The following is a 25,602-nucleotide window of genomic DNA, read 5'->3' as shown; positions in this document are numbered from 1 at the left end:
GGCGGGGGAGAGGGGTGGCCCAGCAAAAGGTGCTCGTCGTCCTCCCGATCAAAGCAGCGCAAATTCGTCCAACAGAGCGAGCGTGCCGTGTGGCACCCCCCTCCCTAACCCTCCCCCACAAGGGGGGAGGGAACACATCTCGCGCTTGTCCAACGATCGTTGCTCACGCAAGGCCCGCGCTCACTCGGCCGCATCCTTCCGCTCCTCATCGGCAGTTTTCACCGCCGCCTGCGGCTTCTTCTCCATCCAGCGTGACAGCAGGTTGGAGAAGCGGTCGAGGTAGAGATAGACGACCGGGGTCGTGAACAGCGTCAGGGCCTGGCTCACCATGAGGCCGCCGACCATGGCATAGCCGAGCGGCTGGCGGATCTCGGCGCCGGTGCCGTGGCCGAGCATCAAGGGAACGCCGCCGAGCAGGGCTGCCATCGTCGTCATCATGATCGGGCGGAAGCGCAAGAGCGCCGCCTGGCGGATCGATTGCTCCGGCGTCAGATGCTGCTCGCGCTCGGCGACGATCGCGAAGTCCACCATCATGATGCCGTTCTTCTTGACGATGCCGATCAGGAGGATGACGCCGATCAGGGCGATGAGGCTGAAATCGAAGCCGAAGATCATCAGGATCGCGATCGCGCCGACGCCGGCCGACGGCAGCGTGGAGAGGATGGTCAGCGGGTGGATGTAGCTCTCATAGAGCACGCCCAGCACCAGGTAGACCACGACGAGCGCGGCGAGGATCAGCAACGGCACGGTGCCGAGCGACTGCTGGAACGCCTGCGCGGTGCCCTGGAAGCTCGTCGCCAGCGTCGGCGGCGCACCCATCTCGCCGACCGCGCGCAGCACCGCATCGGTCGCCTGTCCCAGCGCCACGCCCTCGGCGAGATTGAAGCTGATCGTCACCGCCGGAAACTGGCCTTGATGCGCGATCGCGAGCGGCCGCACCGGCTCGTTGGTCCAGGTGCAGATGACCGAGAGCGGCACCTGGTCGCCGGTCAGCGGCGACTTGATGTAGAGCTTGTCGAGCGTGTCGAGCTTGCCTTGCAGGGCCGGCGTGATCTCGAGCACGACGTGATAGCTGTTGGTCTGGGTGAAATACTGCGCCACCTGGCGCTGGCCGAACGCGTCGTAGAGCGTGTCGTCGATCAGTTGCGGCTGGATGCCGTAGCGCGATGCGGTGTCGCGGTTGATCGTTAGCTGCAGCGTCGTGCCTTCGGTCTGCTGGTCGGTGGCGACGTCGCGGAGCTGCGGCAACCCCTTCATGCTCGCCAGGATCTTCGGCGCCCATTCGTTCAGCTCGGCAAGGTTGGCGTCCTGGAGCGTGAACTCGAACTGGGTGCGGGTGGCGCGGCCGCCGAGGCGCACGTCCTGCGAGGCCTGCATATAGAGGCGGGCACCCTCGACCTCGGCGAGCTTCGGCCGGAGTCGCGCGATGATCTGCTGCGCATTGGCGTCGCGCTCCACGATCGGCTTCAGCGTGATGTACATGCGTCCCGAATTCAGCGCGGTGCCGCCGCCGCCGATGAACATCGCGATCGAATCGACGGCCGGATCGGCCTGCACGATGGCGTTGAGCTCCTCCTGCCGCCGCTTCATCTCGGCGAAGGAGATGTCCTGCGGCATCTCGGACACCGCGGTCAGGAGGCCGTTGTCCTGCTGCGGGAAGAAGCCCTTCGGGATCATAATGAACAGCACGGCCGACAGCGCGATGGTGGCGAAGAAGATGCAGAGCGTGACGAAGCTATGCCGCAGCGCGACGTCCAGCCCGCGCTCATAGGCGCCGAGCAGACGCTCGAACATCCGCTCGCTCCACTGGTAGAAGCGGCCATGCCGCGCCTCGTGGTCGGCGCGCAGGAAGCGCGACGCCATCATCGGCGTCAAGGTCAGCGATACCACCAGCGAGACGAAGATCGCCATCGACAGTGTCACCGCGAACTCGCGAAACAGCCGGCCGATGATGCCGCCCATCAGCAATAGCGGGATCAGCACGGCGATCAGCGAGATGCTGATCGAGACGATGGTGAAGCCGATCTCGGCCGCGCCCTTGTAGGCGGCGGCGAGCGGACGCTCGCCCCGCTCGACATAGCGCGTGATGTTCTCCAGCATCACTATGGCGTCATCGACGACGAAGCCGACCGCGATGGTCAGCGCCATCAGCGAGAGATTGTCCAGCGAATAGCCGAACACCCACATCAGCGAGCAGGCCCCAAGCAGCGCCAGCGGCACGGTGATGCTCGGGATGATCGTGGCCCAGAAGCTCCGTAGGAAGATGAAGATCACCATGACCACGAGCGCGATGGTGATCATGAGCGTGATCTGCACGTCCTCGACCGCGGCGCGGATGGTGATGGTGCGGTCGCTGATGATCTTGATCTTGACCGCCGGCGGAATCGCCGCGATCAGCCGCGGTAGTTGCGCCTTGATGCGGTCGACCGTCTCGATGACGTTGGCGCCGGGCTGCTTGAAGATGACCAGGAACACGCCGCGCTGGCCGTCGGCCCAGGCCGCGGTCTTCATGTCCTCCGGCCCTGCCACGGCCTCGCCGATATCGCGGATCCGCAACGGCGCGCCGTTGCGATAGGCGACGATGACGTCGTTCCAGTGCGCGGCTTCGAGCAGCTGGTCGTTGGCGTAGATGGTGTAGGCGCGCCGTGGGCCGTCGATATTGCCTTTCGGGCTGTCCGAGGTCGCGTTCGCGATCTGGCTGCGCACGTCCTCCAGCGACAATCCCTTGGCGACGAGCTTGGCCGGATCGACCTGGATGCGCACGGAAGGCTTCTGCTGGCCGCCGACGAACACCTGCGCCACGCCGGGAAGCTGGCTGATCTGCTGGGCAAGCTGGGCGTCGGTGCGGTCGCTGACGGTGGTCAGCGGCAGCGTGTCCGAGGTTGCCGACAGGATCATGATCGGCGAGTCCGCCGGGTTGACCTTGCGATAGGTCGGCGGCGAGGGCAGGTTCTTCGGCAGTTGGCCGCTCGCCGCGTTGATTGCGCCCTGCACATCGTTGGCGGCAGCGTCGATCAGGCGGTTGAGATCGAACTGGATGGTGATTGACGCCGAGCCGAGCGAGCTCGTCGAGGTCATCTGCGAGATGCCGGGGATCTGCGCGAGCTGGCGCTCGAGCGGCTGTGCCACCGAGGAGGCCATCGTCTCCGGGCTGCCGCCCGGAAGCGACGCCGACACCTGGATGGTCGGGAAGTCGACCTGGGGCAGGGGCGCAACCGGCAGCAGCGGATAGGCCACGAGGCCTACGAACAGGATGCCCGCCATCAGCAGCGATGTGCCGATCGGATAGCGGATGAACAGAGACGAGAAGCTCTCTTGCATGCCCTGAAACCATCGCCTGGCCAGCGCATCTTCTCCTCGCATGCGGCGGAGTCGCGCCCGAGAGCCCCGAGCGCGAATGTGCGTTTCCTTTAGCCCATATGTTTGTTGATCGCCCCGGAACGTCGTCGGTCCGGGGCAGAATTGTCATCGTGAGACTATGCCGTTCGCACCGGCCTGCGAACCGAATCCTGCGCCGGAGGCTTGCGACCTTTGTCGAAGGACAGGTGCAGCGAGATATGCGTTCTGTGCAGGCCGGAAGCGGGCCGTTTTTCCATTTTTTTGCCGGTGCGGCGCCGCGTCTCGGTTCTTTCAGGCGTACGTCACAAGCGGGAGAGGTATGTTGCGGAACGATCGCTTCTCCCGTGCTGTTGTGTCATATCAAAATGGCATAACGCCTGCCGTCGCCACCGATTCGAGGAAATTTCCGATGCGCCTACCGCTTCTGACCATCACGGCGATTGCCACGTTGCAAGCCGTCGCGCCGGCGAGCGCGCAGACCTACGATCCGCGTTTTCCGGTCTGCATGCATGTTTACACACTCGGCGGCCGGGGCGGTGGCGGTGACTATTACGACTGTTCCTTCACCTCGCTGCCGCAGTGCCAGGCCACGGCGTCGGGTCGCTCCGCAACCTGCGACCTCAATCCCTATTATGCCTTCGACGAGCCTCCGCCACCCCCGCGACGGCGCCACAAGAAGGTGTACTAGCGATCCGCGCATAGCGTCGGATGCACGAGAAGGTGGCTGATGCGGCGCCGCGGGGCGCCGCATGGCCCGTGCCTCACCAGGAAGAAGTCTCATGCGTTTCTCGTTCGGTTTGATCTTGGCCGCCGGTGTCGTGCTGGCGCCGGCCACCGCTCATGCGCAGACCTACGATCCCCGTTACCCCGTCTGCATGCATGTCTATTCCGGCGGGAGTGGCGGTGGCGGCGACTGGTATGACTGCTCCTTCACCTCGCTGCCGCAATGCCGCGCCACGGCCTCCGGCCTTTCCGCGAGCTGTGATCTCAATCCCTATTTTGCCACCAACGAACCATCGCCCCGCCGTCGCCACAGGCCGGTCTACTAGCGTGCGCATCGCGATCACCGCTCCCCGGGCCACCAGTCCGAGCGTGGGTCGCGCGCGGAAATCTTCGTGCGGCGCAACGCCACGAGATGGCTGCGCTTATAGGGACGGCCCGCCAGCTCCGAGCACTGCCGGCAGCGCATGTAGCGTTCGAGGTCGTGGATCGGCGTCGACTTCCTGCGCCTGACGATGTCGAGCGCCACTGTCTGGTGCGTCTCGCAGCCCAGGCATTTTACTTCAAGATAGAGGTAGCCCGCGTTCAACGCGTCGCCCAGCGTTGGCGACGGCTGCGCCGGCCCCTGGAACCCCAGCATCCGCTTGTTCCAGGCCTCGCAGGCGAGGCGATCAGCTTCCTTCCGCGCCTCCGCCGCCCGCTCCGCTGCCGCGCGGACGGAGGCGCCGTAGATTCGCTCGCGGGATTTGGCCGTCATGCGCGGCAAGATGCGCGCGCACATGAGAGAAGAGCAAGCCGCTAGGGATGGGGGGTGTGGATGAGCTGGACGCAAGCTGCGTTCCAGCCGCTACTCCTTCTTGATCCCCGATAGCTCCACCACCTTGCGCCAGCGGTCGGTTTCGGCGGTAAGCATGCTGCCGAACTCGTTCGCGTTGCCGTGCAGCGGGATCGCGCCGAGCTCGGCGATGCGGGTCCTGATCTCTGCGTCGGAGAGCGCGGCGTCGATTTCGCGATTGAGGAGGTCGACGATCTCGCGCGGCGTGTCGTGCGGGGCGCCGACCCCGTAGAAGGAGCTCGTCTCGTAGCCGGGGAGCGTCTCGGCGATCGGCGGCACGTCGGGCAAAATCTCCGAGCGCTCGCGCGTGGTGACGCCGAGCGCGCGCAGCTTGCCGGCGCGCACGAGCTCGAACGACGAGGTGACGTTGTCGAACATGCCCTGGATCTGGCCGCTCATCACGTCGGTCAGTCCCGGTGCCGAGCCGCGATAGGGGACGTGCGTGAACTGGACGCTGGCCAGCGCCTTGAACAGCTCGCCGGAGAGATGCAGCGAGGTGCCGATGCCGGAAGAGGCGATCGACATCTTGCCGGGATTGGCCTTGGCGTAGGCGATGAACTCGGCGCCGGTCTTCACCGGCAGATCGTTGTTGACGACCAGCACCAGCGGAATGCGCGCGACGCCCGCGACCGGTGCGATGCCCTTGGCGAAATCATACGGCAGTGTCGGATCGAACGAGGCGTTGATCGCGTTCGCGGTCGAGGTCAGCAGCAGCGTGTAGCCGTCGGGAACCGAGGTGATCACCGCCTGCGTGCCGATATTGCTGCCGGCGCCGGGCTTGTTCTCGACGACGAAAGTCTGGCCGAGCCGATCCGACAATCGCTGGCAGATCAGCCGCGACAGCACGTCGGTCGCGCCGCCCGGCGCATACGGCACCACCCATTTCACGCTGCGCGACGGATAGGACGGGTTGCCGATCGCAAAAGCGCGCGGCGCTGCCAGGGTTGCGGTGGCGTACGCGGCGGTCTGAAGGAAGAGTCTCTTGGTGATCATGATGGCCTCCAGTTCACCTCGCCCCGCTTACGGGGAGAGGTCGGCGCGAAGCGCCGGGTGAGGGGGAGTCTCCGCAAGTCGTCTGTCACCGAAATTGTGGAGACTCCCCCTCACCCTGACCCTCCCCCCGCGCAAGCGGGGAGAGGGACACGCGCGGCGTGCCCGAGTGACTGGAGCTGCTATCGCAAGAATCCCGCCGCCTCGCACGCCGTTCCCGTCGGCTTGGTAAAGGATGACTGGAGTTAATCGTGAGCTAACCGAGTTTTACCTTGTCTCTTAACACCTGGGCAGGGCCCGCGGTCTAAGTTGCCGGACCACGCAGAGACGGCCCGAAAGAATGAACGACATGATCACCGGCGTCATCGAGCAGCCGAAAGCCGCGCGCGCGCCCTCGGCTTCAAAGATCTGGCTGAAGGCGATCGAGCTCACCGCGCGCATCGAGACGCTGCCGGGTCGCCTGTTCGCCGATGTGGTCGATGATTGGGCGCTGCGCCAGCCCGACCGCGCCGCGCTGGTTACCGACGACGCAAGGCTCGATTATGAGGGACTGTCGAAGCGCATCAATCTTTATGCGCGCTGGGCGCGCTTGGTCGGCGTCACCAAGGGTGACACCGTCGGTCTGATCATGCCGAATGGCATCGACTATCTCGCCGCCTGGCTCGGCATCAGCCGGGTCGGCGGCGTAGTCGCGCTGATCAATACCAAGCTCGTCGGGCTGTCGCTCGCGCATTGCATCGATGTCGCAAAGCCCTCGCACATCATCATCGCCCATGAGCTGGCGGAGATCCTGGACGGCGCGGCGCCGCATCTGAAGACGCAGGCCAAGATCTGGATCCATGGCGACGCCCGCGGCGAGCGCGCCATCGACGTTGCGCTCACAGCGATCGACGACGGTCCGCTCTCGCAGGAGGAGCACGGCGGCGTCACCATCGATGATCGCGCGCTGCTGATCTACACCTCCGGCACGACAGGCCAGCCGAAGGCGGCCAGCATCAGCCACCGCCGCATCCTCAACTGGGGTTTCTGGTTCGCCGGCCTTACCGGTGCGGCGCCGCAGGATCGCCTGTACGACTGCCTGCCGCTGTTCCATTCGGTCGGCGGCATCGTCGCGCCCTGCAGCATGCTCGCCGCAGGCGGATCGGTGGTGATTGCGGAAAAATTCTCGGCCTCGAACTTCTGGCCCGAAATCGTGCGGCACGACTGCACGCTGTTCCAGTATATCGGCGAGCTCTGCCGCTATCTGCTGAAGGCGCCGCCGTCGGAATACGAGAACCGCCATCGCCTGCGGCTGATCTGCGGCAACGGCCTGCGCGGCGACATCTGGGAAGATTTTCAGGCGCGCTTTTCCATTCCCCGCATCCTCGAATTCTACGCCGCGACGGAAGGAAACTTCTCGCTGTTCAATGTCGAGGGCCAGCCGGGCGCGATCGGCCGCATTCCGCCACTGCTCGCGCATCGCTTCCCCGCGAGCCTCGTCAAGCTCGATCCCGACAGCGGTGCGCCGCTGCGCAATGAAGAAGGCTTCTGCGTCGCCAGCGCCCGCGGCGAGACCGGCGAAGCCATCGGCCGCATCGGCACGGCGGACGAGGGCGGCGGCCGCTTCGAGGGCTACACCGATGCCGGCGAGACCGAGAAGAAGATTCTTCGCGATGTCTTTGCCAAGGGCGATGCGTGGTTCCGCACCGGCGATCTGATGCGGATCGACGACAAGGGCTTCTTCCACTTCGTCGACCGCATCGGTGACACCTTCCGCTGGAAGGGCGAGAACGTCGCGACGTCGGAGGTCAACGACGCCGTACGCGATTTCACCGGCGTGGTCGACGCCACCACCTACGGCGTCAGCATTCCCGGCACCGACGGCCGCGCCGGCATGAGCGCAGTCGTCGTGAACGAAGGGTTCGACATCACCGCGCTGCCGGCGCATCTCGCACGGCGCCTGCCGGCCTATGCCCGCCCCGTCTTCATCCGCATCTCGCGCGAGCTCGACGCGACCGAGACGTTCAAGCAGAAGAAGGGCGCGCTTGCGCGCGAGGGATTTGACCCGAGCGCGGTCTCCGATCCGCTGTTCATGGCGGATCCGAAATCCGGCGCTTATGTCGCAATGGATTCCGAGACGTATGCGCAGATCGTGGACGGCGCGATCAGGCTGTAGAGGAATGATGAGCTCACGCGCTCACCGCGATCACGGTGCGCTCCCTCCCCCCTTGCGAGGGAGAGCTGGGGAGGGGGGTAGCCCAGGAAAAGGTCTATCCGTCGTCTCAAACACGCAGCGCCTCTGCGTTCAACAGAGAGAGCGTGCCGTGTGGCACCCCCTTCCTGCCCCTCCCCCGCAAGGGGGGAGGGAATGCGGGTGTGGTGCCCGCCTCACGTCCGTCCGCTGGCCTCACATCGCGCATCTCAAGGAATCGCAACACGAGCGCAGCAAATTCGGAGATGGGTCCAATTTTATCTGAATTGTCCAAGAAGCCATTTACTTCTCTCCGGTAAACAACGTGGGCCATGGGGAGGCGGTCATCAAGAGCCGCCGCAACACGAACGATCGATAACGAAAAGCGAGCCAGCCATGTCGGTAAGGTTAAAGGTCATTGAAGCGATCAAGCAGATCGCCAAAGAGCAGCACGTCACGCTTCCCGAACTCTCGGACGAGCTGTCCCTGCACGAGACGGGCTTCGACTCGCTCGCCTTCGCGATCCTGGTCGCGCGCCTGGAGGATGAGACCGGCGTCGATCCCTTCACCATTTCCGAGGACGCAGCGTTCCCCGCCACGGTGGGCGATTTCGTGCGGGCCTACGAAAATGTCCCCGCGTGAGATCTTTGCGCTCCGCGACCATCTCGGCGCTGAGCTGAAGGGCCGCACCCTGTCGGACGCGCACGTTAGCGTGTCGCTGACGGATATCCTGTCGCAGACGGTTTTGGGCGGCCGCCTGCGCCAACTGTCTGGCCGCGCAGTGCTGCTCAAACTGTCCGATCAGCTCCGCTCGGGCCTTGCCATGATCGAGCTCGACGGCATCGCCCGTCGCATGCTGCTGTGTCCGCCGGATCTCAACCCGGCGCATCTCGACGCGCTGATCGCTGATGCCGGGATCGATGCCGTCGTCACCGACGAGCCGGCGCGCTGGACCGATAGCGGCGTCGCGCTGATCGTCACCGCACAATTGCCGCTCGCGTCGGCCTCACCAGTTCAGACTGAGCGCGCCACCGAATGGCTGATGCTCACCTCGGGTACGTCAGGCGTGCCGAAGATCGTCGGCCATACGCTGGAAGCGCTGACCGGCGCGATCGTCGCCGAAGGCCCCGCGCGCGGACCTGCGCCGGTATGGGCCACGTTCTACGACATTCGCCGCTATGGCGGCCTGCAGATCTTCCTCCGCGCGATCCTCTCCGGCGGCTCGATGGTGCTGTCGGACCCGCATGAGGCGCTCGCCGATCACGTCGCGCGGCTGAATGCGCGCGCAGTCTCCCACATCTCCGGTACGCCCTCGCATTGGCGCAAGCTGCTGATGAGCGGCTCGGCGGCGCAATTCGCGCCGCGCTACGTTCGCCTGTCCGGCGAGATCGCTGACCAGGCGGTGCTTGACGGATTGAAGGCGGCGTTCCCGCCGGCCTCGGTCGGCCATGCCTACGCCTCGACCGAAGCCGGCGTCGGCTTCGCGGTCAATGACGGGCTCGAAGGCTTTCCGGCCGACTATCTCGGCAACCGCAACGGCGTCGAGATGAAAGTCGTCGACGGCTCGCTGCGCATCCGCTCGACGCGCACGGCCCACGCTTATATCGGCCGCAACGCCACCGCGCTCACCGACGGTGACGGATTTGTCGACAGCGGCGACATGGTCGAGCTGCGCGGCGATCGCTACTATTTCGTAGGCCGCCGCGGCGGCATCATCAACATCGGCGGGCTGAAGGTTCATCCCGAGGAGATCGAGGCGGCCATCAACCGTCATCCCGACGTGCGGATGTCGCGGGCGAAATCGCGGCGCAGCCCGATCACGGGTGGTATCGTCGTGGCCGATGTGATCCTCGCCGACGGCACCGACCCGACGCGGGCGAAGGAGATCCGCGACCAGATCCTGGATCAGTGCAGGGCGCAGCTCGCTTCGCACAAGGTGCCGGCGGTGATCCGCTTCGTCGAGACGCTCGACGTCACCCCGGCCGGCAAATTGGCGCGCACCGATGCATAACGTCCTCGTCACCGGCGGCAGCCGCGGTATCGGGCTTGCGATCGCCACGCGCCTGGTCGGCGCCGGTTACAACGTGATCGCCGCCGCGCGGCGCGAGAGCGAGGAGCTCAAGGCCGCAATCGGCGAGTCCGAAGGCCGCCTGCATTTCCGCGCCTGCGACCTCGCCGTGATCGATGCGATCCCGGTTTTCGCAAAGCTCGTGCGCGACGAGTTCGGCGCGATCTATGGCCTCATCAACAATGCCGGCCTCGGCACCGAGGGCCTGCTTGCCACCATGCATAATTCCGAGATCGAGGCGCTGGTGCAGCTCAACGTGCTGTCGCCGATCATCCTCACCAAATATGTCGCGCGCCAGATGATGGCGGATGGAGCGGGCCGCATCATCAACATCTCATCCATCATCGCCACCACCGGCTATAACGGCCTCTCTGTCTACGGTGCGACCAAGGCGGCCGCAACCGGCTTCACCCGCTCGCTCGCGCGCGAGGTCGGCAAGCTCGGCATCACCGTGAACGCGATCGCGCCGGGCTTCATCGACACCGAGCTCACGCACAATCTGTCCGACGAGGGACGCAAGCGCATCGCCGGCCGCAGCGCGTTGCGACGGCTGCCGGAGACGGACGACGTCGCGCGCATGGTGGAATACCTGCTCGGCGAAGGCGGTCGCAACGTGACCGGCACCGTGTTCACGATCGACGCGGGGAATACCGCGTAGGCGGAACCTCGCCGCCGCAGTTGAGTTGATCCGGCTCAATTTCATTTCACCGGATTTGGTCGTAAGATGCCCCGCAATCGGTTGGGTTACGTCAATCGATCTGCCCTAATCGACAGGGAGCAGTCCATGGCCACTTCGAACCAGGACCGGGTCTCGGCAGAGCAATCTCGCGCGAAGCCGGGCGAGATCAACTGCCAGCCGATGTCGCATCAGAATTCCGGTGGTCACGGCCACGAAATGTATCCGCAGCAATTCGTGCACCTTGTGGGCTGTCACGACGTGCCGGCCTCCGCATTGCGCAAACCGCAGGATGAGAAGCTGCACTAGTCTTCGCGGATGGGCCCGTGCCCAGGCCTACTGGCAACTTATCGGTCGCTTCGACGATACGAATCGGCACCGCCGCTTTGGCAGGGTGCGCAGCGCGTGCGCTTGCACGCCGAACCGACGGCTCAACCAACCATCGCGGCGGGCGCAGCTAGCTTCTGCCGCACCCGCGAGGTGGGGGCGGTGCTTTCGAACTATCCGGTAGATTTCATCGGTGGCGGCTGGGACGACTTCAAGGCCGAGACTCGCCATGCCCGTTTCCTTGGTGCGATGCCGTTCGAAACGCTACGCGAGAATCTCGGCACCTATCTTGCCGCAGTCTCCCTCAATCCCAATGTCGAGCTCTCGGTGCATGACCGGGTGTTCTTCGCGCTCGGCGCCTCAACCGTGCCGATCTTCGACGCCGACAGTTTTTCAAGAGAGAATTTCCCGCGTCTGTCCCGTTTCAGCTTCGCTCAGGATGCCGACAGCATCGCTGCCGCCGTCGAGGCGGTGCTCGACGATCCCGCGGCCGCGCACGCCGCGACCTCTGCGACGCTGGCCGAGACCTATCCCCGCCTATCCATGCAGCGCTCGGTGCAGGAGATTTGCGAAATCTCGACGCAAATGGCAGGCTTTGCCGGTGCAAGCTTGATGCCCTCATTGCCGTCGCCTGCAGGGGTCTGGAATCCGTCGAAGGCGGCAGAGTGAGCAAAGCGATGAGATCCTGTGTAGGACCTCTTACCCTCGGCAAGCAGCACCGTAGCGCCGCTCTTCGAGCAGGAGGTCAACTAGCGCATCGGCACCTCACGTCCGCACCTTCGGCAGATCAATCCGCTCGTGTGAGAATTCCGGCGGCCCCTCGGTGAGGCGGCGAATGCGGCGCTCGCGCTCGTCCGCAGGCAGCGCGGGATCGAGCAGACGATCGATCTCGTGCACCGCGCGCTCCTCGATCCTGGCAAAGTCGGATGCGATCGTTGCGCTGGATGGCGGCGGCGCTGCGGGCGCACGCTTCAGGCCGAGCTCGACCAGCCTGCAGATCGCATCCGAGCGCACCAGTTGATGGGCCTCGGCCCAGGCATCGACGGCGGCCGTCAGCCCCGCCGGCATCTTCACGGCGCTGATCGCGTCGACCCCCGCCCGCGCACCGGAGAGGTCGAATCCTTGTTACCGAAGTCGGACACCTCGATCATCCCAACCATCCCTTCAAACCACCGAATAGTAAGCGACGTCTCAGGCTGGCTGTTTGATGCCGGTCAAAGAGCGGCTGCGGCATTGCCGGCGCGGCGCGATCTTGTTGTCCGCGCCTGTTTCGGCCAAAGATCGGGACGTCGAGGGCGCGCCGGCCGGCGAACCCCGGATCGATCCTGCCACGTATCTCTTTCGGACGCGTTCCAACATCCGGCACCACGCGATGACATCAGGCGAATCCTTCTACGGCAGCATCCCCGTCTTCCGCGGCTTCACCAGCCTGATGGACCCCGCCCTCTATTCGCCGCTGCCGGATGACTGGACGGTTGGCGTCGCCGACATCGTCGACTCCACCAAGGCGATCGCGGCGCAGCGCTACAAGGCGGTCAACATGGCCGGGGCCGCGGTGATCGCGTCCGTGACCAACGCGCTGGAGGGGCGGGAATTCCCCTTCGTGTTCGGCGGCGACGGCGCGAGCTTTGCGGTCGCGCAAGCTGATCTCGATCGCGCCCGCGAGGCGCTGGCTGCGACCGCCCTCTGGGTCAGGGAAGATCTCGATCTGAAGATGCGCGTTGCGCTGGTGCCGGTGAGCGCCATTCGCGCGCAGGGCCTCGATGTCCGCGTTGCGCGCTTTGGCCCGTCGGCGAACCTGTCCTATGCGATGTTCTCCGGCGGCGGGCTAGGCTGGGCCGAAGCCGCGATGAAGCGGGGCGAGTTCGCGGTCGCCCAGGCGCCCGTAGGCACGCAGCCGGATCTCTCGGGTCTTTCCTGTCGCTTCGAGGAGATCCCGGCCGCGCGCGGCCTGATCCTGTCGATACTGGTAGTGCCGGCGCGCAGCGCCGATCCGCTCGCGTTCCGGAAGGTGATCGAGGATGTGATCCACCTCGTGGAGCGCAGTCCGGATGCCGGCCGTCCCGTTCCGCCGCAGGGGCCGCCGTTGAAATGGCCGCCGCAGGGGCTCGATTATGAGGCGCGGGCGGCGCGCGGCGGGCCGTTGTTCAAGCGCCGCGCCGGCGTGCTCATGTACACGCTGTTCGCTTATCTGATCATGCGCTTCGACATCAAGATCGGCGGCTTCGCGCCGAAGCTCTACAAGCGGCAGGTGGTCGAGAATTCCGACTTCCGCAAATATGACGACGGCCTGCGCATGATCCTCGACTGCACGCCGGAGCTCGATCGTTCGCTCAGCGAGCGCCTCGCCGCCGGCGCGCGCGACGGCGTCGTGCGCTACGGATTGCACCGGCAGGACGCCGCGATGATGACCTGCTTCACGCCGTCGGCGCTGCGCAGCGACCACGTGCATTTCATCGACGGCGCGCGGGGCGGCTATGCGTCGGCAGCAACGGCCTTGAAGGCGATGATGGTGTGAGCGAGCAAATCGAGATGAGTTTTGGTCGAATCTGTGCGAGCCCGGAACTCGAATTACCTCTCCCGTAGGGAGAGGCAGAGGCCGCCTTTGGCGGCCGTTCTTGAATTAAGGACGCCGAAGCGAAGCTTCGGCTATGTCGCATCGGTAGATGCGATCCGGGTGAGGGATTACGGTCTCACCGATCGCTGCGGCCCCTCACCCGGATTGCACTGGACGATGCTTCGCATCGCCAGGTGCAATCCGACCTCTCCCCGATGGGGAGAGGTGAACCTCGCACAGCCAACCGAATCTAGCTTCATCATGTTCTAGCGCCCGACACGGCTCCAGGTCTCACCGCCGCAGAGCGCGCCGACGCAGCCTTCGACCCGCAGGCTTTCCGCGCCGGTCACGGTGATGCTGCTCGCATAGGTGCTGCCGTCGTCGGCATTGTAGATCTGGCCCGACCATTTGTTTGGACTCGTGGGCTGCATGCTGCTGAACAGCGGCAAGCCGATCATCGGGCGCCGGGCGAGCGCGGGATTGGGGTTCTTGCTGTCGGTGGCTGGCTGGCCGGTCGCTGTGTCGTAGGGCTCCCGCAGCCAGACGATGACGCCGCAGATGCCGCCGCCGCATTTGCTGATCTTTACGCGTGCATCGCCCGCCTGGGTCAGCCAGGTCCCGCTCGCGTCAGTGCTCTGCGCATGGGCGGCGGTCACGCCGAGCAGCGTGCCCAGAAGGACTGTGAGTGCGGCGAATCTAGCGAACATGGAGAGCCCCGAAAATGGAGGCGCCTCCATAGCAGCAAATCAGGATAGTGCAACGCTCGATGGAATCACGTTCCTGCGTTCATTTGTCCCAGCGAAATCACCAGGGCAGGCCGCAGAGGTCGATGGTGCCCTGGCGCGGCGCACGGACGACATCGAATACGAAGGGCGCCATATAGTCGAAGCGGATACGCCCCTCCGGCTGTTCGCAATAGACCTCGCCGGTGAAGGGGTGCCAGTTGCGGGCCTGGTAGAATTCGAAATTGTGCGGCTCGCAGAACAGGATCGCGAAGCGGACGGCCTCATTGGCCCGCATGGTGTGGACTGCGGCCTCGATCGCCATCGTCGCGTAGCCGCGGCCGCGGCAGTCCTCACGCGTGCAGACGCCGCCGATGCCGCCGACATGAACCTTGCGCCCGTTCCAGCTGATGGTGCGGAAGTAGATGCCGACATGGCAGACGAGGCCATCCTCCGGCGTCTCGATCAGCACGCGGAGATCGGCATTGGCCCATTTGACGTGGCCCCAGGGCAGCTTCTCGACAATGTGCGGATCCCAGACCGCCTGATGCAGCGGCTCGGCGATCGGCCACGAGGCGTCGCCGTTCAAAATGTCGATCTCGATGCTCATTGCTCTCTCTTTCGCATCTCGGCTGCGGGGTGCATTCGTTCTGTCATAAGCGCTTCAAAGGCAATGATATTTTGCGGCGAACGACCGGGCCGGCTTGATGCCGCTTCCCCTGCGGCGAAATCGTGCAATCGGGCCATGCGGCCGCATCACGCGTTTTGGCAAACTTCGCGGTATTTAACGGCCAAGGAACCTTCTATAAGAGTCTCCGTTAAGCTAGTTCCCCACCAGTTGCGGACAAGAACCCATGACCTTTACGCTGCCCCCACTCCCTTACGCCTATGACGCCCTCGGCCAGTATATGTCGAAGGAGACGCTGGAATATCACCACGACAAGCATCATCAGGCCTACGTCACCAACGGCAACAACGCGCTCAAGGGGACCGAATGGGAAGGCAAGTCCCTTGAGGAGATCGTCAAGGGCTCGTTCGGCAAGAACCCTGCGGTGTTCAACAATGCCGGCCAGCATTACAACCATATCCACTTCTGGAGCTGGATGAAGCCCAATGGCGGTGGCACCAAGCTGCCGGGCAAGCTCGAGAAGAAGATCAACGAGGACCTCGGCGGCTTCGAGAAGTTCAAGACTGACTTCCAGGCAGCCGGCGTCGGCCAGTTCGGCTCCGGCTGGTGCTGGCTCCAGGTCAAGAACGGCAAGCTCGAGATCTCCAAGACCCCGAACGGCGAGAATCCGCTGGTGCACGGCGCCACCCCGATCCTCGGCTGCGACGTCTGGGAGCACTCCTACTACATCGACTATCGCAACCGCCGCCCGGACTATCTCAAGGCGTTCGTCGAGAACCTCGTGAACTGGGAATACGTCGAGTCCCTGTTCGACAAGGCGTGAGGCTTTAACTCGTCATTCTGGGGGCGATGCGACGGGACCGCGAGGCGCGGCCCGGGAACATCGAACCCGGAATCTCAAGATTCCCCATTGCGCTGATTGCGCAATGGGCTCCGCGCTACGCGCGCTCCGGAATGACGGAAGCAACAGAGGCGGTCGCATGCGCGGCCGCCTTTTTGCTGTGCGGAATTCTCCGCGCCCCGCATGGCCCTGCGCAATACACGCATCGCTCCCGTCCTCGTTCTGTTTGCATCACCATGACGGCGCCCTTAATCAGAACGGGAATCTCCTCGATCCGACCCGAGCCCGTTGTCAGAACCTTCCCCGAAAGACCCGGCGCCTGCCGTGGACGCGGAGTCCGAGCCGCGGCCTGGGCGAACCCGCAAGCCGATCGGCTGGTCGACGATCATCATCGCGGCGCTGGTGGCGGTGAGCGCGGCGCTGGTCTGGCGACGTGACGGCACCAGCGGCGTCCTCGAAATCCTGACCCACGACCTCTCGCTGTTCGGCGGCATCCTGCCGCGCGTGCTGGCCGGCTGCCTGCTCGGCGCGTTCATCTCAGAGATACTGCCGCACGAAAAAGTCTCGCGCTCGCTCGGGCCGAAGTCCGGCCTGATGGGCCTTTTGATCGGCACCGCCTTTGGCGCGATCCTGCCGGGCGGGCCCTTCACCGCCTATCCAGTGGCGAGCGCGCTGCTCGCGGTCGGCGCCGATTTCGGCGCCACCATCGCCATGGTCGTGAGCTGGACGCTGATCGGCTATGGCCGCGCGGTCGCCTGGGAAATCCCGATCATGGGTACGGATTTCACGCTGTGGCGGATCGTCATTTCGCTGCCGCTGCCGGTGCTCGCCGGCGCGCTCGGCCGCTTCGTCTATGTCCGGCTCTATCCGAAGCCGGCCGCGAAGGACGACGAGACGTGAGCGCCGCGCTTCTCATCGACATCCTGCTGTGGGGCTCGGTGCTCGGCGTCGGCCTGATCGCCTTCCGCCGCGGCCCTCCGGTGTTCAAGGCGTCTCTGCGCGAAGGATCGATGGACTTCGTCAACATCGTGCCGCGTATCGCGCTCGGCGTGATCGGCTCCGGCTATATCGCCGCCATCATCCCCCAGGAGGTGATCACCGGCTGGCTCGGGCCGGACAGCGGCTGGGTTGGGGTCGCGACCGCCGTGGTCGCCGGTGCCGCGACGCCCGGCGGCCCCGTGATCGGCTTCTCCATCGGGACGGTGGCGCTGAAGTCGGGTGGCGGGGTGCCGCAGGTGGTCGCCTATGTCGTCGCCTGGGCCCTGTTCGCCTTCCAGCGGGTGATTCTGTGGGAAATCCCGTTCATGCCGGCCCGTTTCGTCTGGTTCCGCTGCGCCGTCTCGGTTCCGTTCCCGTTCGTGGCGGCGGCCATCGCGATGGTGATCGGCAAGCCCTAATCCGGACGTGGACAGTCGTAATGTTATAATATAACGTCCTCAAATGGTTCCTGCCGCGTCCCATGTCCATCATCACGACCACTCCCACGATCACGCCCATTCCCATGGGCACGGCCACTCGCATGCCCACGTCCATGACGCCGCCTCGCCGCATCCGGCCCAGGCCGCGCCTTGGTCGATCCTGCGCATGACCATGGCGGGCCGCTTGACTGCGGCGCTCGCCGTCTGCGCCGTGCTATGGGGCTTGGTCTTTCTGGCGATGAGGTGACCATGGCGGCGCTGCACCTCCACAACGTCACGCTCGGCTACGACCGGCATCCGGCCGTCCATCACCTCAATGGCGAGGTCGCGCCCGGTGCGTTGGTCGCGGTGATTGGGCCGAACGGCGCCGGCAAGTCGACGCTGCTGCGCGGCATCGTGGGCATCCTGAGGCCGCTCGACGGCAGCATCCATCTTGGCGGGCTCGACAGCAGGGACATCGCTTATCTGCCGCAGAGCGCGGAGATCGACCGCAGCTTTCCGATCTCGGTGTTCGACTTCGTCGGCACCGGGCTGTGGCGCGGGACCGGCCTGTTTGGCGGCATCGGCAAGGCGGCGCGGGACAAGATCCTCCGCGCGATCGCGGCCGTTGGCCTCAGCGGCTTCGAGAACCGTCCGATCGGCACGCTCTCCGGCGGTCAGATGCAGCGCGTGCTGTTCGCGCGCGTGCTGCTCCAGGACGCGAGGCTGATCGTGCTGGACGAACCCTTCAACGCCATCGACAGCAAGACCACGGCCGATCTGCTGGCGCTGGTGAAGCTTTGGCACGGTGAGGGCCGCACCGTGTTCGCGGCCCTGCATGATATGGAGATGGTGCGCAACCATTTCACCGAGACCCTGGTGCTGGCGCGCGGACCCGTGGCGTGGGGACCGACGGCCGAGGTGCTGACGCCGGACAACCTGATGGTCGCGATGCGGATGTGCGAAGCCTTCGACGACAGCGCCGCGGCCTGCGGCGAAGATGGGCGCTCGCAGGCGGCGTGACATCCGATGATCCATGATGTCCTGATCGGCCCGTTCACCGAATTCGAGTTCATGCGGCGCGCGCTCGCAGCCGTCATCGCGCTGTCGTTCGCCGGTGCGCCGATCGGCGTGTTCCTGATGCTGCGGCGGATGAGCCTCGTCGGCGACGCCATGGCGCACGCGATCCTGCCGGGCGCGGCGGTCGGCTTCCTGCTCTCTGGCCTCAATCTGTTCGCGATGACCGCGGGCGGCCTGATCGCGGGCTTTGCGGTCGCGATCCTCGCCGGCGTGGTCGCGCGCTCGACCGGGCTGAAGGAGGACGCCTCGCTCGCGACCTTTTATCTCGCCTCGCTGGCGCTGGGCGTCACCATCGTCTCGATCAAGGGTACCAATATCGACCTCTTGCACGTGCTGTTCGGCAACATCCTCGCCATGGACGACCAGACGCTGCTGGTGGTTGCCTTCAACGCTACGGTCACACTCCTGGTGCTCGCGGTGATCTATCGCCCACTCGTGATCGAGAGCGTCGATCCGCTCTTCCTGCGCACGGTCAGCCGCGCCGGGGGACCGGCGCATCTTGCCTTCCTCGCACTCGTCGTCATCAACCTCGTCAACGGCTTTCAGGCGCTCGGCACCCTGCTTGCGGTCGGCCTGATGATCCTGCCGGCCGGCATCGCGCGGTTCTGGTCGCGCGATCTCACCGCCATGATCTGCATCGCCGTGATCGCTGCCGCCGTCTCGGGCTATGCTGGCCTCGTGCTGTCATTCCAGACCCGCGTGCCCTCGGGCCCCGCGATCATCCTTGTGGCCACGGTGTTCTACGTCGGCTCGGTCCTGTTCGGCCGTGTCGGCGGCCTTGTTCGCCAGATGTTTCCTGGCCGCCATCTGGAGGCGTGACGGACGATGCGGCGCGTCCTTCTGCTTTTGGCCCTGCTCCTGACGGCGTCGCCGCTGCACGCCGCGGAGCGGCTCAACGTGATCGCGAGTTTCTCGATCCTCGCCGATTTCGTCCGCAATGTCGGCGGCGACCGTATCAGCCTCACGACGCTGGTCGGCCCCGACGGCGACGTCCACGTCTACACACCGGCACCGGGCGATGCGAAGCGCGTCGCGGAAGCAAAACTCGTCATCGTCAACGGGCTCGGGCTCGAGGGCTGGCTGCCGCGGCTGGTGCAATCGGCAGGTAGCAAGGCGCAGGTGGTCACGGCCAGTGCTGGCATCGCCCCCCTGAAACTCGGCTCGGACGCCGACCCGCATGCTTGGCAGTCGGTCCCGAACGCCAAGGTCTATGTGACGAACATCGTCAATGCTCTGGCCGCAGCCGACCCCGATGATGCCGAGTTCTTCCGCGCCCAGGCCAGCACCTATCTGGAAAAGCTCGAAACACTCGACCACGAGGTGCGCGACGCGGTGGCGAAGATCCCGTCCGAGCGGCGCAAGGTGATCTCGACCCACAACGCCTTCGGCTATTTCGCCGCCGAATACGGTATCCAGTTCATCGCGCCCTTGGGGGTATCTACGGAAACCGAGCCCAGCGCGCGCGATATCGCAGCCATCATTGGTCAGATCAGGGCCCAAAAAATCCCGGCCGTGTTCCTGGAGAATATCAGCGATGACCGGCTGATCCGGCGGATCGCGGCGGAGACCGGGGCAAAGGTCGGCGGGACCCTGATTTCGGACGGTTTGACGGGCGAAAAGGGGCCTGCCCCCACTTACATTGACATGGTCAGGCACAATATAAAGGGCCTGTCCAGCGCGCTTGACCAATAGGGCGGGGGCCACCCTGCCTCGCGTCGCGCGAAAAAGCCCGATGTCCGGAGTTGTTATGTCTGAAGCGACCTCCCCCAAGATTCCCGTGACCGTCCTGACCGGCTACCTCGGCGCCGGCAAGACCACGCTTTTGAACCGCATCCTGTCGGAGAACCACGGCAAGAAATACGCCGTCATCGTCAACGAATTCGGCGAGATCGGCATCGACAACGACCTCATCATCGGCGCCGATGAGGAAGTGTTCGAGATGAACAATGGCTGCATCTGCTGCACCGTGCGCGGCGACCTCGTGCGCATCATGGACGGCTTGATGAAGCGCAAGGGCAAGTTCGACGCCATCATCGTCGAGACCACCGGCCTTGCCGATCCCGCTCCGGTCGCCCAGACCTTCTTCGTCGACGAGGACGTGCAGAAGAATGCCCGCCTCGATGCGGTCGTGACGGTCGCTGACGCCAAATGGCTGTCCGACCGGCTCAAGGACGCGCCCGAGGCCAAGAACCAGATCGCTTTTGCCGACGTCATCGTGCTGAACAAGACCGATCTCGTCACCAGACCTGAGCTTGCAGAAGTCGAGGCCCGCATCCGCTGTATCAACCCCTATGCAAAACTCCACCGGACCGAGCGCTGCTCGGTGGCTCTGGCGGATGTGCTCGATCGTGGTGCCTTCGATCTCGACCGCATCCTCGACATCGAGCCGGACTTCCTGGAGGCCGATGATCATGACCACGACCATGATCATCATCACCACGACGGCCACGACCATCATCACCACCATGACCATGGCCACGGCCTGAAGCACTATCACGATGAGGAGATGCAGTCGCTGTCGCTCAAGACCGATAAGCCGCTCGATCCGAACGTGTTCATGCCCTGGCTCCAGAATCTGGTGCAGATGGAAGGCCAGAAGATCCTGCGCTCCAAGGGCATCCTCGCCTTCCACGACGACGATGACCGCTACGTCTTCCAGGGCGTCCACATGATGCTGGAGGGTAACCACCAGCGGAAATGGAAGGACGGCGAGCCGCGCGAGAGCCGCCTCATCTTCATCGGACGCGAACTGCCGGAAGAGGCCATCCGCAAGGGTTTTGAGAGCTGCATCGTCTCGTGATGAAAGAGTTTACGCCGGCCCCCGATTCGCCCTCGATCGTCTCCGTCACCGACCGCGTCATGCCGGTCGCGCTCGGGATGGCTGTGACCTCGGCGCATTTCCTCGCCAACCGCGCCGCCTTTGTCGGCGGCGAGGAGAACGTCGCGCTCGTTGATGCCAAGGGCGAGATCAGCAAGGTCGCCGTCCATAGCGGCGGCATTCTCTCCACCGCGAGTGATGGCAAGCGCCTCGTGATGGGCGGTGACGACGGCAAGGTCGTCGCGCTCGACGCCAAGGGCGAGGTGACGCTGCTCGCGACCGATCCGAAGCGGCGCTGGATCGATGCGGTGGCGCTGCACGCCGATGGCGCCTTCGCCTGGTCGGCTGGCAAGACAGCCTTCGTCAAGAGCGGCAAGCTGGAGGAGAAATCGATCGAGGTGCCCTCGACCGTCGGCGGCCTTGCGTTCGCCCCGAAGGGCCTGCGGCTCGCAATCGCCCATTACAACGGCGCGACGCTGTGGTTTCCGAACATGGCGGCCACAGCCGAATTCCTGCCCTGGGCCGGCTCGCATCTCGGCGTCACCTTCAGCCCGGACAACAAATTCCTGGTCACCACGATGCACGAACCGGCGCTCCATGGCTGGCGGCTCGCCGACAACCGGCACATGCGCATGACCGGCTATCCCGGTCGCGTCCGCTCGATGTCCTGGAGCGCGGGCGGCAAGGCACTGGCGACGTCGGGTGCCGACACTGTCATCCTGTGGCCGTTCGCGAGCAAGGACGGTCCGATGGGCAAGGAGCCCGCGATGCTCGCGCCGCTGTCGGCGCGCGTGTCGGTGGTCGCCTGCCACCCGAAGAACGATATCCTCGCCGCCGGCTACAGCGACGGCACCGTGCTGATGGTGCGGCTGGAGGACGGCGCCGAGATCCTGGTCCGTCGCAACGGCACGGAGCCCGTTGCAGCGCTTGCCTGGAACGCCAAGGGCACATTGCTCGCCTTTGCGGACGAAAACGGCGACGGCGGATTGCTGGAGCTGTGAGGCTTGCTCGCCCGCAGCTTCTCGATTTATGTTATCTTTGTTATCGTGTAACATAACTTACAAGCTGCCCCTGTAAGGTCGCAGATGTAGAGCGCGCGACGTGCAATTTCGAATTGCCGTCGCGCGATCAATTGCTCCTGGTGCCGGTCTTTCCGGGCCTGCGTGCAATTCGAATCCTCGCATCAAAGCGCCACGCCAGGGAAATCCCATGCCAAGCATCCCCGTTCTTCCGACGCTCGTGAGCATCACGGGCACCGATCCGTCATCGACGGACGCTTCCGTCGTGCATTACACAGTCACCTTTTCGAAGCCGGTGTCCGGCGTCACGGTCGACCAGTTCACCCTCGCAACGACCGGCGGCATCAGCGGTGCGGGCATCACGGACATCACGCCGGTGGCCGGCAGCAACGGCGCGAGCTACGTGGTCACGGTGAACACCGGCTCGGGGAGCGGCACGCTGGGGCTGCAACTGACCGGCACCAACGTGCACGATTCCAGCGGCTACTATGTCGGACCCTTCCAGTCCGAATCGCAAATGAGCGGCCCGCGCTTCAGCATCATCAACTCGGCCGCGGTCGGCGACGTCAACGGCGACGGCAAGCAGGATATGGTGTACATCCGAACCGTCAGCGCCTCCGCTTACTTTCTCGATGTCAGAACCAATAGCGGCGCGGGCCAATTCACGTCGACCACATTTACCGGCGCCTCGGAGCTGGAAGGGTCGATTCGACTTGCCGACGTCAACGGCGACGGCAAGCTGGACGTCCTGATGGGCAACATCACCACCGGGACCCTGGACGTCAAGCTGGGCAATGGCAACGGCACGTTCGCGGCGACGACGAAGTATGCGACGGGTGGCAGTAATAACGGCTTTATCAGGGCGCTTGCCGACTTCAATGGCGACGGCAAGGCCGACGTGCTCATGTCGAACAACAATGGCACGTCGCTGCTGCTCGGCAACGGCGACGGCTCTTTCGGATCGCCGGTTGCCACGGACGTCTCCGGTGCCTTCGCGAGCGGAGATTTCAACGGCGACGGAAAGATCGACCTGCTGGTGAAGACCTCGTCAAGCTCGCCGGTTGCCGTGCGCCTTGGCAACGGGGACGGCACGTTCCAATCCCCGATCGAGGCCGGCACTGCATCGACCACGTTGAGCGGTGACTTCAACGGTGACGGCAAGCTTGATCTTGCGCTCGGAACCAACAACTCGATTGCAATCCTGCTCGGCAACGGCGACGGCACCTTCGCATCGCCTCAGACCTTCTTGACGCCGGCACCGATTTGGTACGCGACAGCCGCGGACGTCAATGGCGACGGCAAGGCGGACATCGTCGTGGAAGGGACCAACAACACGCTTTCGACCTTCTACAGCCGCGGTGACGGCACGTTTGGCCCGGCCGTGACGGTGCCCCTGGACGCCACTGCCGGCCCACTGACCATCGGCGACTTCAATGGAGACGGAAAGGCCGACGTGGTGGTGGAGTGGACAACGAGCAACGCCTCGACCGGCGAGGATGTTTTGCTCACCGCTCCCAATCCAACGACCACCGTGTACACGATCAATCGCACGCCGCCGGCTCTGGCGATTGTCGATGCGGACGTGACGCCGGGCGCCGACGGCAACAATTACATCAACGCGGCTCATTTCCATGGCGGGACGACGACCCTGTCCGGCTCCGGCAATGCCGGAGACACCGTCACGGTAACGAACGCCGGCGACAATTCCGTCGTTGGCGTCACCACGGTTGGCAGCGACGGCAGCTGGAGCCTCGGCGTGTCGGGCCTTGAGGACGGCTCGACCTACAGCTATGTGGCGACTGCCACGGACACGCTGGGTAACCACAGCAATCCCGGGCCCGCGTTCAACTTCACGGTCGATACGACCGCTCCCGTCCTCGCGATCACGAGCATCGAAAACTCCGATGCAACATCCAACCGCATCAGCGTCCTGGGCACGCTCGATGTGGCCGACGCGCCGGCCACGCTCACCCTGTCGTTCGGTGCGACGGATCTCTCTGTCACCAGCACCGACGGCACCTGGCGGCTGGATAATCTGTTTCCCGCAACCGGACTTTCCTATGTGACGGCCCGTCTGCGCGACGCAGCCGGCAATACCGGCATATCGCAGGCCATCCCGCTCGCCTACGGCTACACAATACCTGCTGGCACATCACTTGCGAACGCGATCGTCGTGGCGTCTCCCTCGACCTTCAACCCGAGCCTCGTCGTCGGCGGTGGCGCGACCTCGGTCGGGGCGATTGTCCTTCGTAACGGAATCGAAGAGGACTACGGCACCTCGACCGGATCGGTGGTCAAGAGCGGCGGCGCGCAGCACGTCATTGGCGTCAGCACAACCGCGGCGACGATCGAAGCCGGCGGCTATCAGGACGTGCGCAACTCCGCGATCGCGACCGATACCGTGTTGTACGGTTTCGAGCAGGTCTACGCTCGCGGCACCGCGGCTCACACTACGATCAAGGCCGGGGGCGAGCAATTCGTCGCCAACGGTGGCCATGCAACCAACACGTTGATCGAGTTCTCCGGCGTGATGCAGCTCGCCGCGGGCGGAGACGAGCACGGCGCGACGATCTACGGCACGCAATATGCCAGCGGCAGCAGCTACGGTGCGACCATCGGCGCCGGCGGCGTTCAGTACGACTACGGGACCTCGACCGGCGCTGTTGTCGAAAGCGGCGGCTGGCAGCACGTCTATCAAGGCGGCAGTGCCGATGGCACCACGGTCGAGGCCGGCGGCTATCAGGACGTCGCCAACGGAACCGTCACCAACGTCGTGCTCGCGGGCGATCAGCAGATCCTCACCGACGGCCATGCCGCCGGCACCACGATCAATGCCGGCGGACGGCAGTATGTCGGCTCGGGCGGTGCGACGACCGCGACGACGGTTGCGACCGGCGGCTTCCAATACGTGGACGCCGGCGCCACCGACGGCAACGCCACGATCGGTGGTGGCTTCCAGTTTGTGGCGGGTACGGCGAACGGCGCGAACGTGAGCGGCGGCGGTGAGCAGGACGTCGGCGCGAGCGGCACGGCCTCGAACACGCATCTGGACGGCGGCACCGGGCATGTCTATGGCGGCGGCGTCCTTCAGAACGTCGATTTCGGCGGCACGGCCGGCGCGACGCTGGTGCTGGAGACGCCGTCGGGTCTCGCCGGCTCGATCGCCAATTTCGGTGCGGACGACCGCATCGATTTCCGCAACACCGTGATCAGCAGCGTCGATGTCGATGGCGCGAACAATCTGACGGTCACAACCGACGGCGGCCAGAGCTACTCGTGGGCTCTGCTCGCGCAGTACTCGGCCTCGTCCTTCGTGCTCTCGTCCGACGGTCTCGGCGGAACTTTGCTGAGCTACGAGCCGCCCCAGCAGGCGCTCCTCGCGGCGACCCACTGAGGCCTGCACTGGGTGCGGACG

The 25,602-nt window shown here is 65.0% G+C and carries 24 protein-coding genes and 1 pseudogene; 19 read left to right on the top strand and 6 right to left on the bottom strand.

Annotated features, from left to right (window positions below):
• Positions 1–180: 180 nt before the first annotated feature.
• Positions 181–3,321 carry a multidrug efflux RND transporter permease subunit gene (locus AYJ54_RS30325; protein WP_063704823.1) on the bottom strand — a complete coding sequence of 1,047 codons (3,141 nt, stop codon included), beginning with the start codon at positions 3,319–3,321 and terminating at the stop codon, positions 181–183.
• Positions 3,322–3,748: 427 nt separating this feature from the next.
• On the opposite strand from AYJ54_RS30325, the gene AYJ54_RS30320 reads away from it, so the two are divergent.
• Positions 3,749–4,027 (top strand): DUF3551 domain-containing protein, encoded by a 279-nt coding sequence (locus AYJ54_RS30320; RefSeq protein ID WP_063704821.1) that lies wholly within the window; start codon positions 3,749–3,751, stop codon positions 4,025–4,027.
• 91 nt (positions 4,028–4,118) lie between these two features.
• Complete coding sequence (locus AYJ54_RS30315; RefSeq protein ID WP_063704820.1) at positions 4,119–4,388, top strand: DUF3551 domain-containing protein; 270 nt, start codon at positions 4,119–4,121, stop codon at positions 4,386–4,388.
• 14 nt (positions 4,389–4,402) lie between these two features.
• Here the strand turns inward: AYJ54_RS30315 and AYJ54_RS30310 are convergent, their stop codons facing one another.
• Together AYJ54_RS30310 and AYJ54_RS30305 are read right to left on the bottom strand one after the other, a co-directional pair.
• On the bottom strand, positions 4,403–4,816 hold the full coding sequence (locus tag AYJ54_RS30310) for a hypothetical protein (RefSeq protein WP_063704901.1): 414 nt from the start codon (positions 4,814–4,816) through the stop codon (positions 4,403–4,405).
• A 90-nt stretch (positions 4,817–4,906) separates the two neighbouring features.
• Complete coding sequence (locus tag AYJ54_RS30305) at positions 4,907–5,887, bottom strand: Bug family tripartite tricarboxylate transporter substrate binding protein (RefSeq protein WP_063704818.1); 981 nt, start codon at positions 5,885–5,887, stop codon at positions 4,907–4,909.
• Between the two features lie 337 nt (positions 5,888–6,224).
• Between AYJ54_RS30305 and AYJ54_RS30300 the strand changes: the two genes are divergently transcribed.
• From AYJ54_RS30300 to AYJ54_RS30275, 6 genes are all read left to right on the top strand, one after another.
• The gene (locus AYJ54_RS30300) at positions 6,225–8,039 is read left to right on the top strand and encodes a long-chain-acyl-CoA synthetase (protein WP_063704816.1); all 1,815 of its coding nucleotides are present in this window, start codon (positions 6,225–6,227) and stop codon (positions 8,037–8,039) included.
• Between the two features lie 411 nt (positions 8,040–8,450).
• Positions 8,451–8,696: an acyl carrier protein gene (locus AYJ54_RS30295; RefSeq protein WP_063704814.1), complete on the top strand. Its 246-nt coding sequence runs from the start codon at positions 8,451–8,453 to the stop codon at positions 8,694–8,696.
• On the top strand, positions 8,683–10,065 hold the full coding sequence (locus AYJ54_RS30290) for a class I adenylate-forming enzyme family protein (RefSeq protein ID WP_063704812.1): 1,383 nt from the start codon (positions 8,683–8,685) through the stop codon (positions 10,063–10,065). The genes AYJ54_RS30295 and AYJ54_RS30290 overlap by 14 nt, the downstream gene beginning before the upstream one ends.
• A complete protein-coding gene (locus AYJ54_RS30285; RefSeq protein ID WP_063704810.1) occupies positions 10,058–10,780 on the top strand; it encodes an SDR family NAD(P)-dependent oxidoreductase in 723 nt (240 codons plus the stop codon). The genes AYJ54_RS30290 and AYJ54_RS30285 overlap by 8 nt, the downstream gene beginning before the upstream one ends.
• Positions 10,781–10,906: 126 nt before the next feature.
• On the top strand, positions 10,907–11,107 hold the full coding sequence (locus tag AYJ54_RS30280) for a hypothetical protein (RefSeq protein WP_063704808.1): 201 nt from the start codon (positions 10,907–10,909) through the stop codon (positions 11,105–11,107).
• A gap of 96 nt (positions 11,108–11,203) precedes the next feature.
• Positions 11,204–11,794: a hypothetical protein gene (locus AYJ54_RS30275; RefSeq protein WP_136624031.1), complete on the top strand. Its 591-nt coding sequence runs from the start codon at positions 11,204–11,206 to the stop codon at positions 11,792–11,794.
• 96 nt (positions 11,795–11,890) lie between these two features.
• Here the strand turns inward: AYJ54_RS30275 and AYJ54_RS30270 are convergent.
• Positions 11,891–12,276: pseudogene (locus AYJ54_RS30270) on the bottom strand (hypothetical protein).
• Positions 12,277–12,497: 221 nt separating this feature from the next.
• Between AYJ54_RS30270 and AYJ54_RS30265 the strand changes: the two are divergent.
• Entirely contained in the window at positions 12,498–13,643 is a 1,146-nt protein-coding gene (locus tag AYJ54_RS30265) for a DUF3095 domain-containing protein (protein ID WP_063704899.1), read from the top strand.
• Between the two features lie 305 nt (positions 13,644–13,948).
• On the opposite strand, the gene AYJ54_RS30260 is transcribed toward AYJ54_RS30265, so the two are convergent.
• Both AYJ54_RS30260 and AYJ54_RS30255 read right to left on the bottom strand, forming a co-directional pair.
• Positions 13,949–14,389: a DUF2147 domain-containing protein gene (locus AYJ54_RS30260; RefSeq protein WP_063704803.1), complete on the bottom strand. Its 441-nt coding sequence runs from the start codon at positions 14,387–14,389 to the stop codon at positions 13,949–13,951.
• 97 nt (positions 14,390–14,486) lie between these two features.
• The gene (locus AYJ54_RS30255; protein ID WP_063704802.1) at positions 14,487–15,014 is read right to left on the bottom strand and encodes a GNAT family N-acetyltransferase; all 528 of its coding nucleotides are present in this window, start codon (positions 15,012–15,014) and stop codon (positions 14,487–14,489) included.
• A 244-nt stretch (positions 15,015–15,258) separates the two neighbouring features.
• On the opposite strand from AYJ54_RS30255, the gene AYJ54_RS30250 reads away from it, so the two are divergent.
• The 10 genes from AYJ54_RS30250 (at position 15,259) to AYJ54_RS30205 (ending at position 25,581) form a co-directional block, all read left to right on the top strand.
• Positions 15,259–15,855 carry a superoxide dismutase gene (locus tag AYJ54_RS30250; RefSeq protein WP_026312923.1) on the top strand — a complete coding sequence of 199 codons (597 nt, stop codon included), beginning with the start codon at positions 15,259–15,261 and terminating at the stop codon, positions 15,853–15,855.
• 306 nt (positions 15,856–16,161) lie between these two features.
• Complete coding sequence (locus AYJ54_RS30245) at positions 16,162–16,773, top strand: permease (RefSeq protein ID WP_063704800.1); 612 nt, start codon at positions 16,162–16,164, stop codon at positions 16,771–16,773.
• Positions 16,770–17,270 (top strand): hypothetical protein, encoded by a 501-nt coding sequence (locus tag AYJ54_RS30240; protein ID WP_063704798.1) that lies wholly within the window; start codon positions 16,770–16,772, stop codon positions 17,268–17,270. The genes AYJ54_RS30245 and AYJ54_RS30240 overlap by 4 nt, the downstream gene beginning before the upstream one ends.
• A 43-nt stretch (positions 17,271–17,313) precedes the next feature.
• Positions 17,314–17,538, top strand: a complete 225-nt coding sequence (locus AYJ54_RS30235; protein ID WP_063704796.1) for a hypothetical protein — start codon at positions 17,314–17,316, stop codon at positions 17,536–17,538.
• 2 nt (positions 17,539–17,540) lie between these two features.
• Positions 17,541–18,293, top strand: coding sequence for a metal ABC transporter ATP-binding protein (locus AYJ54_RS30230; RefSeq protein ID WP_063704794.1), 753 nt, complete (start codon positions 17,541–17,543; stop codon positions 18,291–18,293).
• A gap of 6 nt (positions 18,294–18,299) precedes the next feature.
• A complete protein-coding gene (locus AYJ54_RS30225; protein ID WP_063704792.1) occupies positions 18,300–19,169 on the top strand; it encodes a metal ABC transporter permease in 870 nt (289 codons plus the stop codon).
• Positions 19,170–19,175: 6 nt separating this feature from the next.
• Positions 19,176–20,042 carry a metal ABC transporter solute-binding protein, Zn/Mn family gene (locus tag AYJ54_RS30220; RefSeq protein ID WP_063704791.1) on the top strand — a complete coding sequence of 289 codons (867 nt, stop codon included), beginning with the start codon at positions 19,176–19,178 and terminating at the stop codon, positions 20,040–20,042.
• Positions 20,043–20,097: 55 nt separating this feature from the next.
• The gene (locus tag AYJ54_RS30215) at positions 20,098–21,150 is read left to right on the top strand and encodes a CobW family GTP-binding protein (protein ID WP_063704789.1); all 1,053 of its coding nucleotides are present in this window, start codon (positions 20,098–20,100) and stop codon (positions 21,148–21,150) included.
• Positions 21,150–22,169 carry a WD40 repeat domain-containing protein gene (locus AYJ54_RS30210; protein ID WP_063704787.1) on the top strand — a complete coding sequence of 340 codons (1,020 nt, stop codon included), beginning with the start codon at positions 21,150–21,152 and terminating at the stop codon, positions 22,167–22,169. The genes AYJ54_RS30215 and AYJ54_RS30210 overlap by 1 nt, the downstream gene beginning before the upstream one ends.
• Positions 22,170–22,377: 208 nt before the next feature.
• Complete coding sequence (locus AYJ54_RS30205) at positions 22,378–25,581, top strand: FG-GAP-like repeat-containing protein (RefSeq protein WP_063704785.1); 3,204 nt, start codon at positions 22,378–22,380, stop codon at positions 25,579–25,581.
• Positions 25,582–25,602: the final 21 nt, after the last annotated feature.

The organism is Bradyrhizobium centrolobii, assembly GCF_001641635.1.
Taxonomy (GTDB): domain Bacteria; phylum Pseudomonadota; class Alphaproteobacteria; order Rhizobiales; family Xanthobacteraceae; genus Bradyrhizobium; species Bradyrhizobium centrolobii.
Note: the sequence above shows the minus strand (reverse complement) of the source record. Positions and strands in the feature narration are given on the sequence as shown.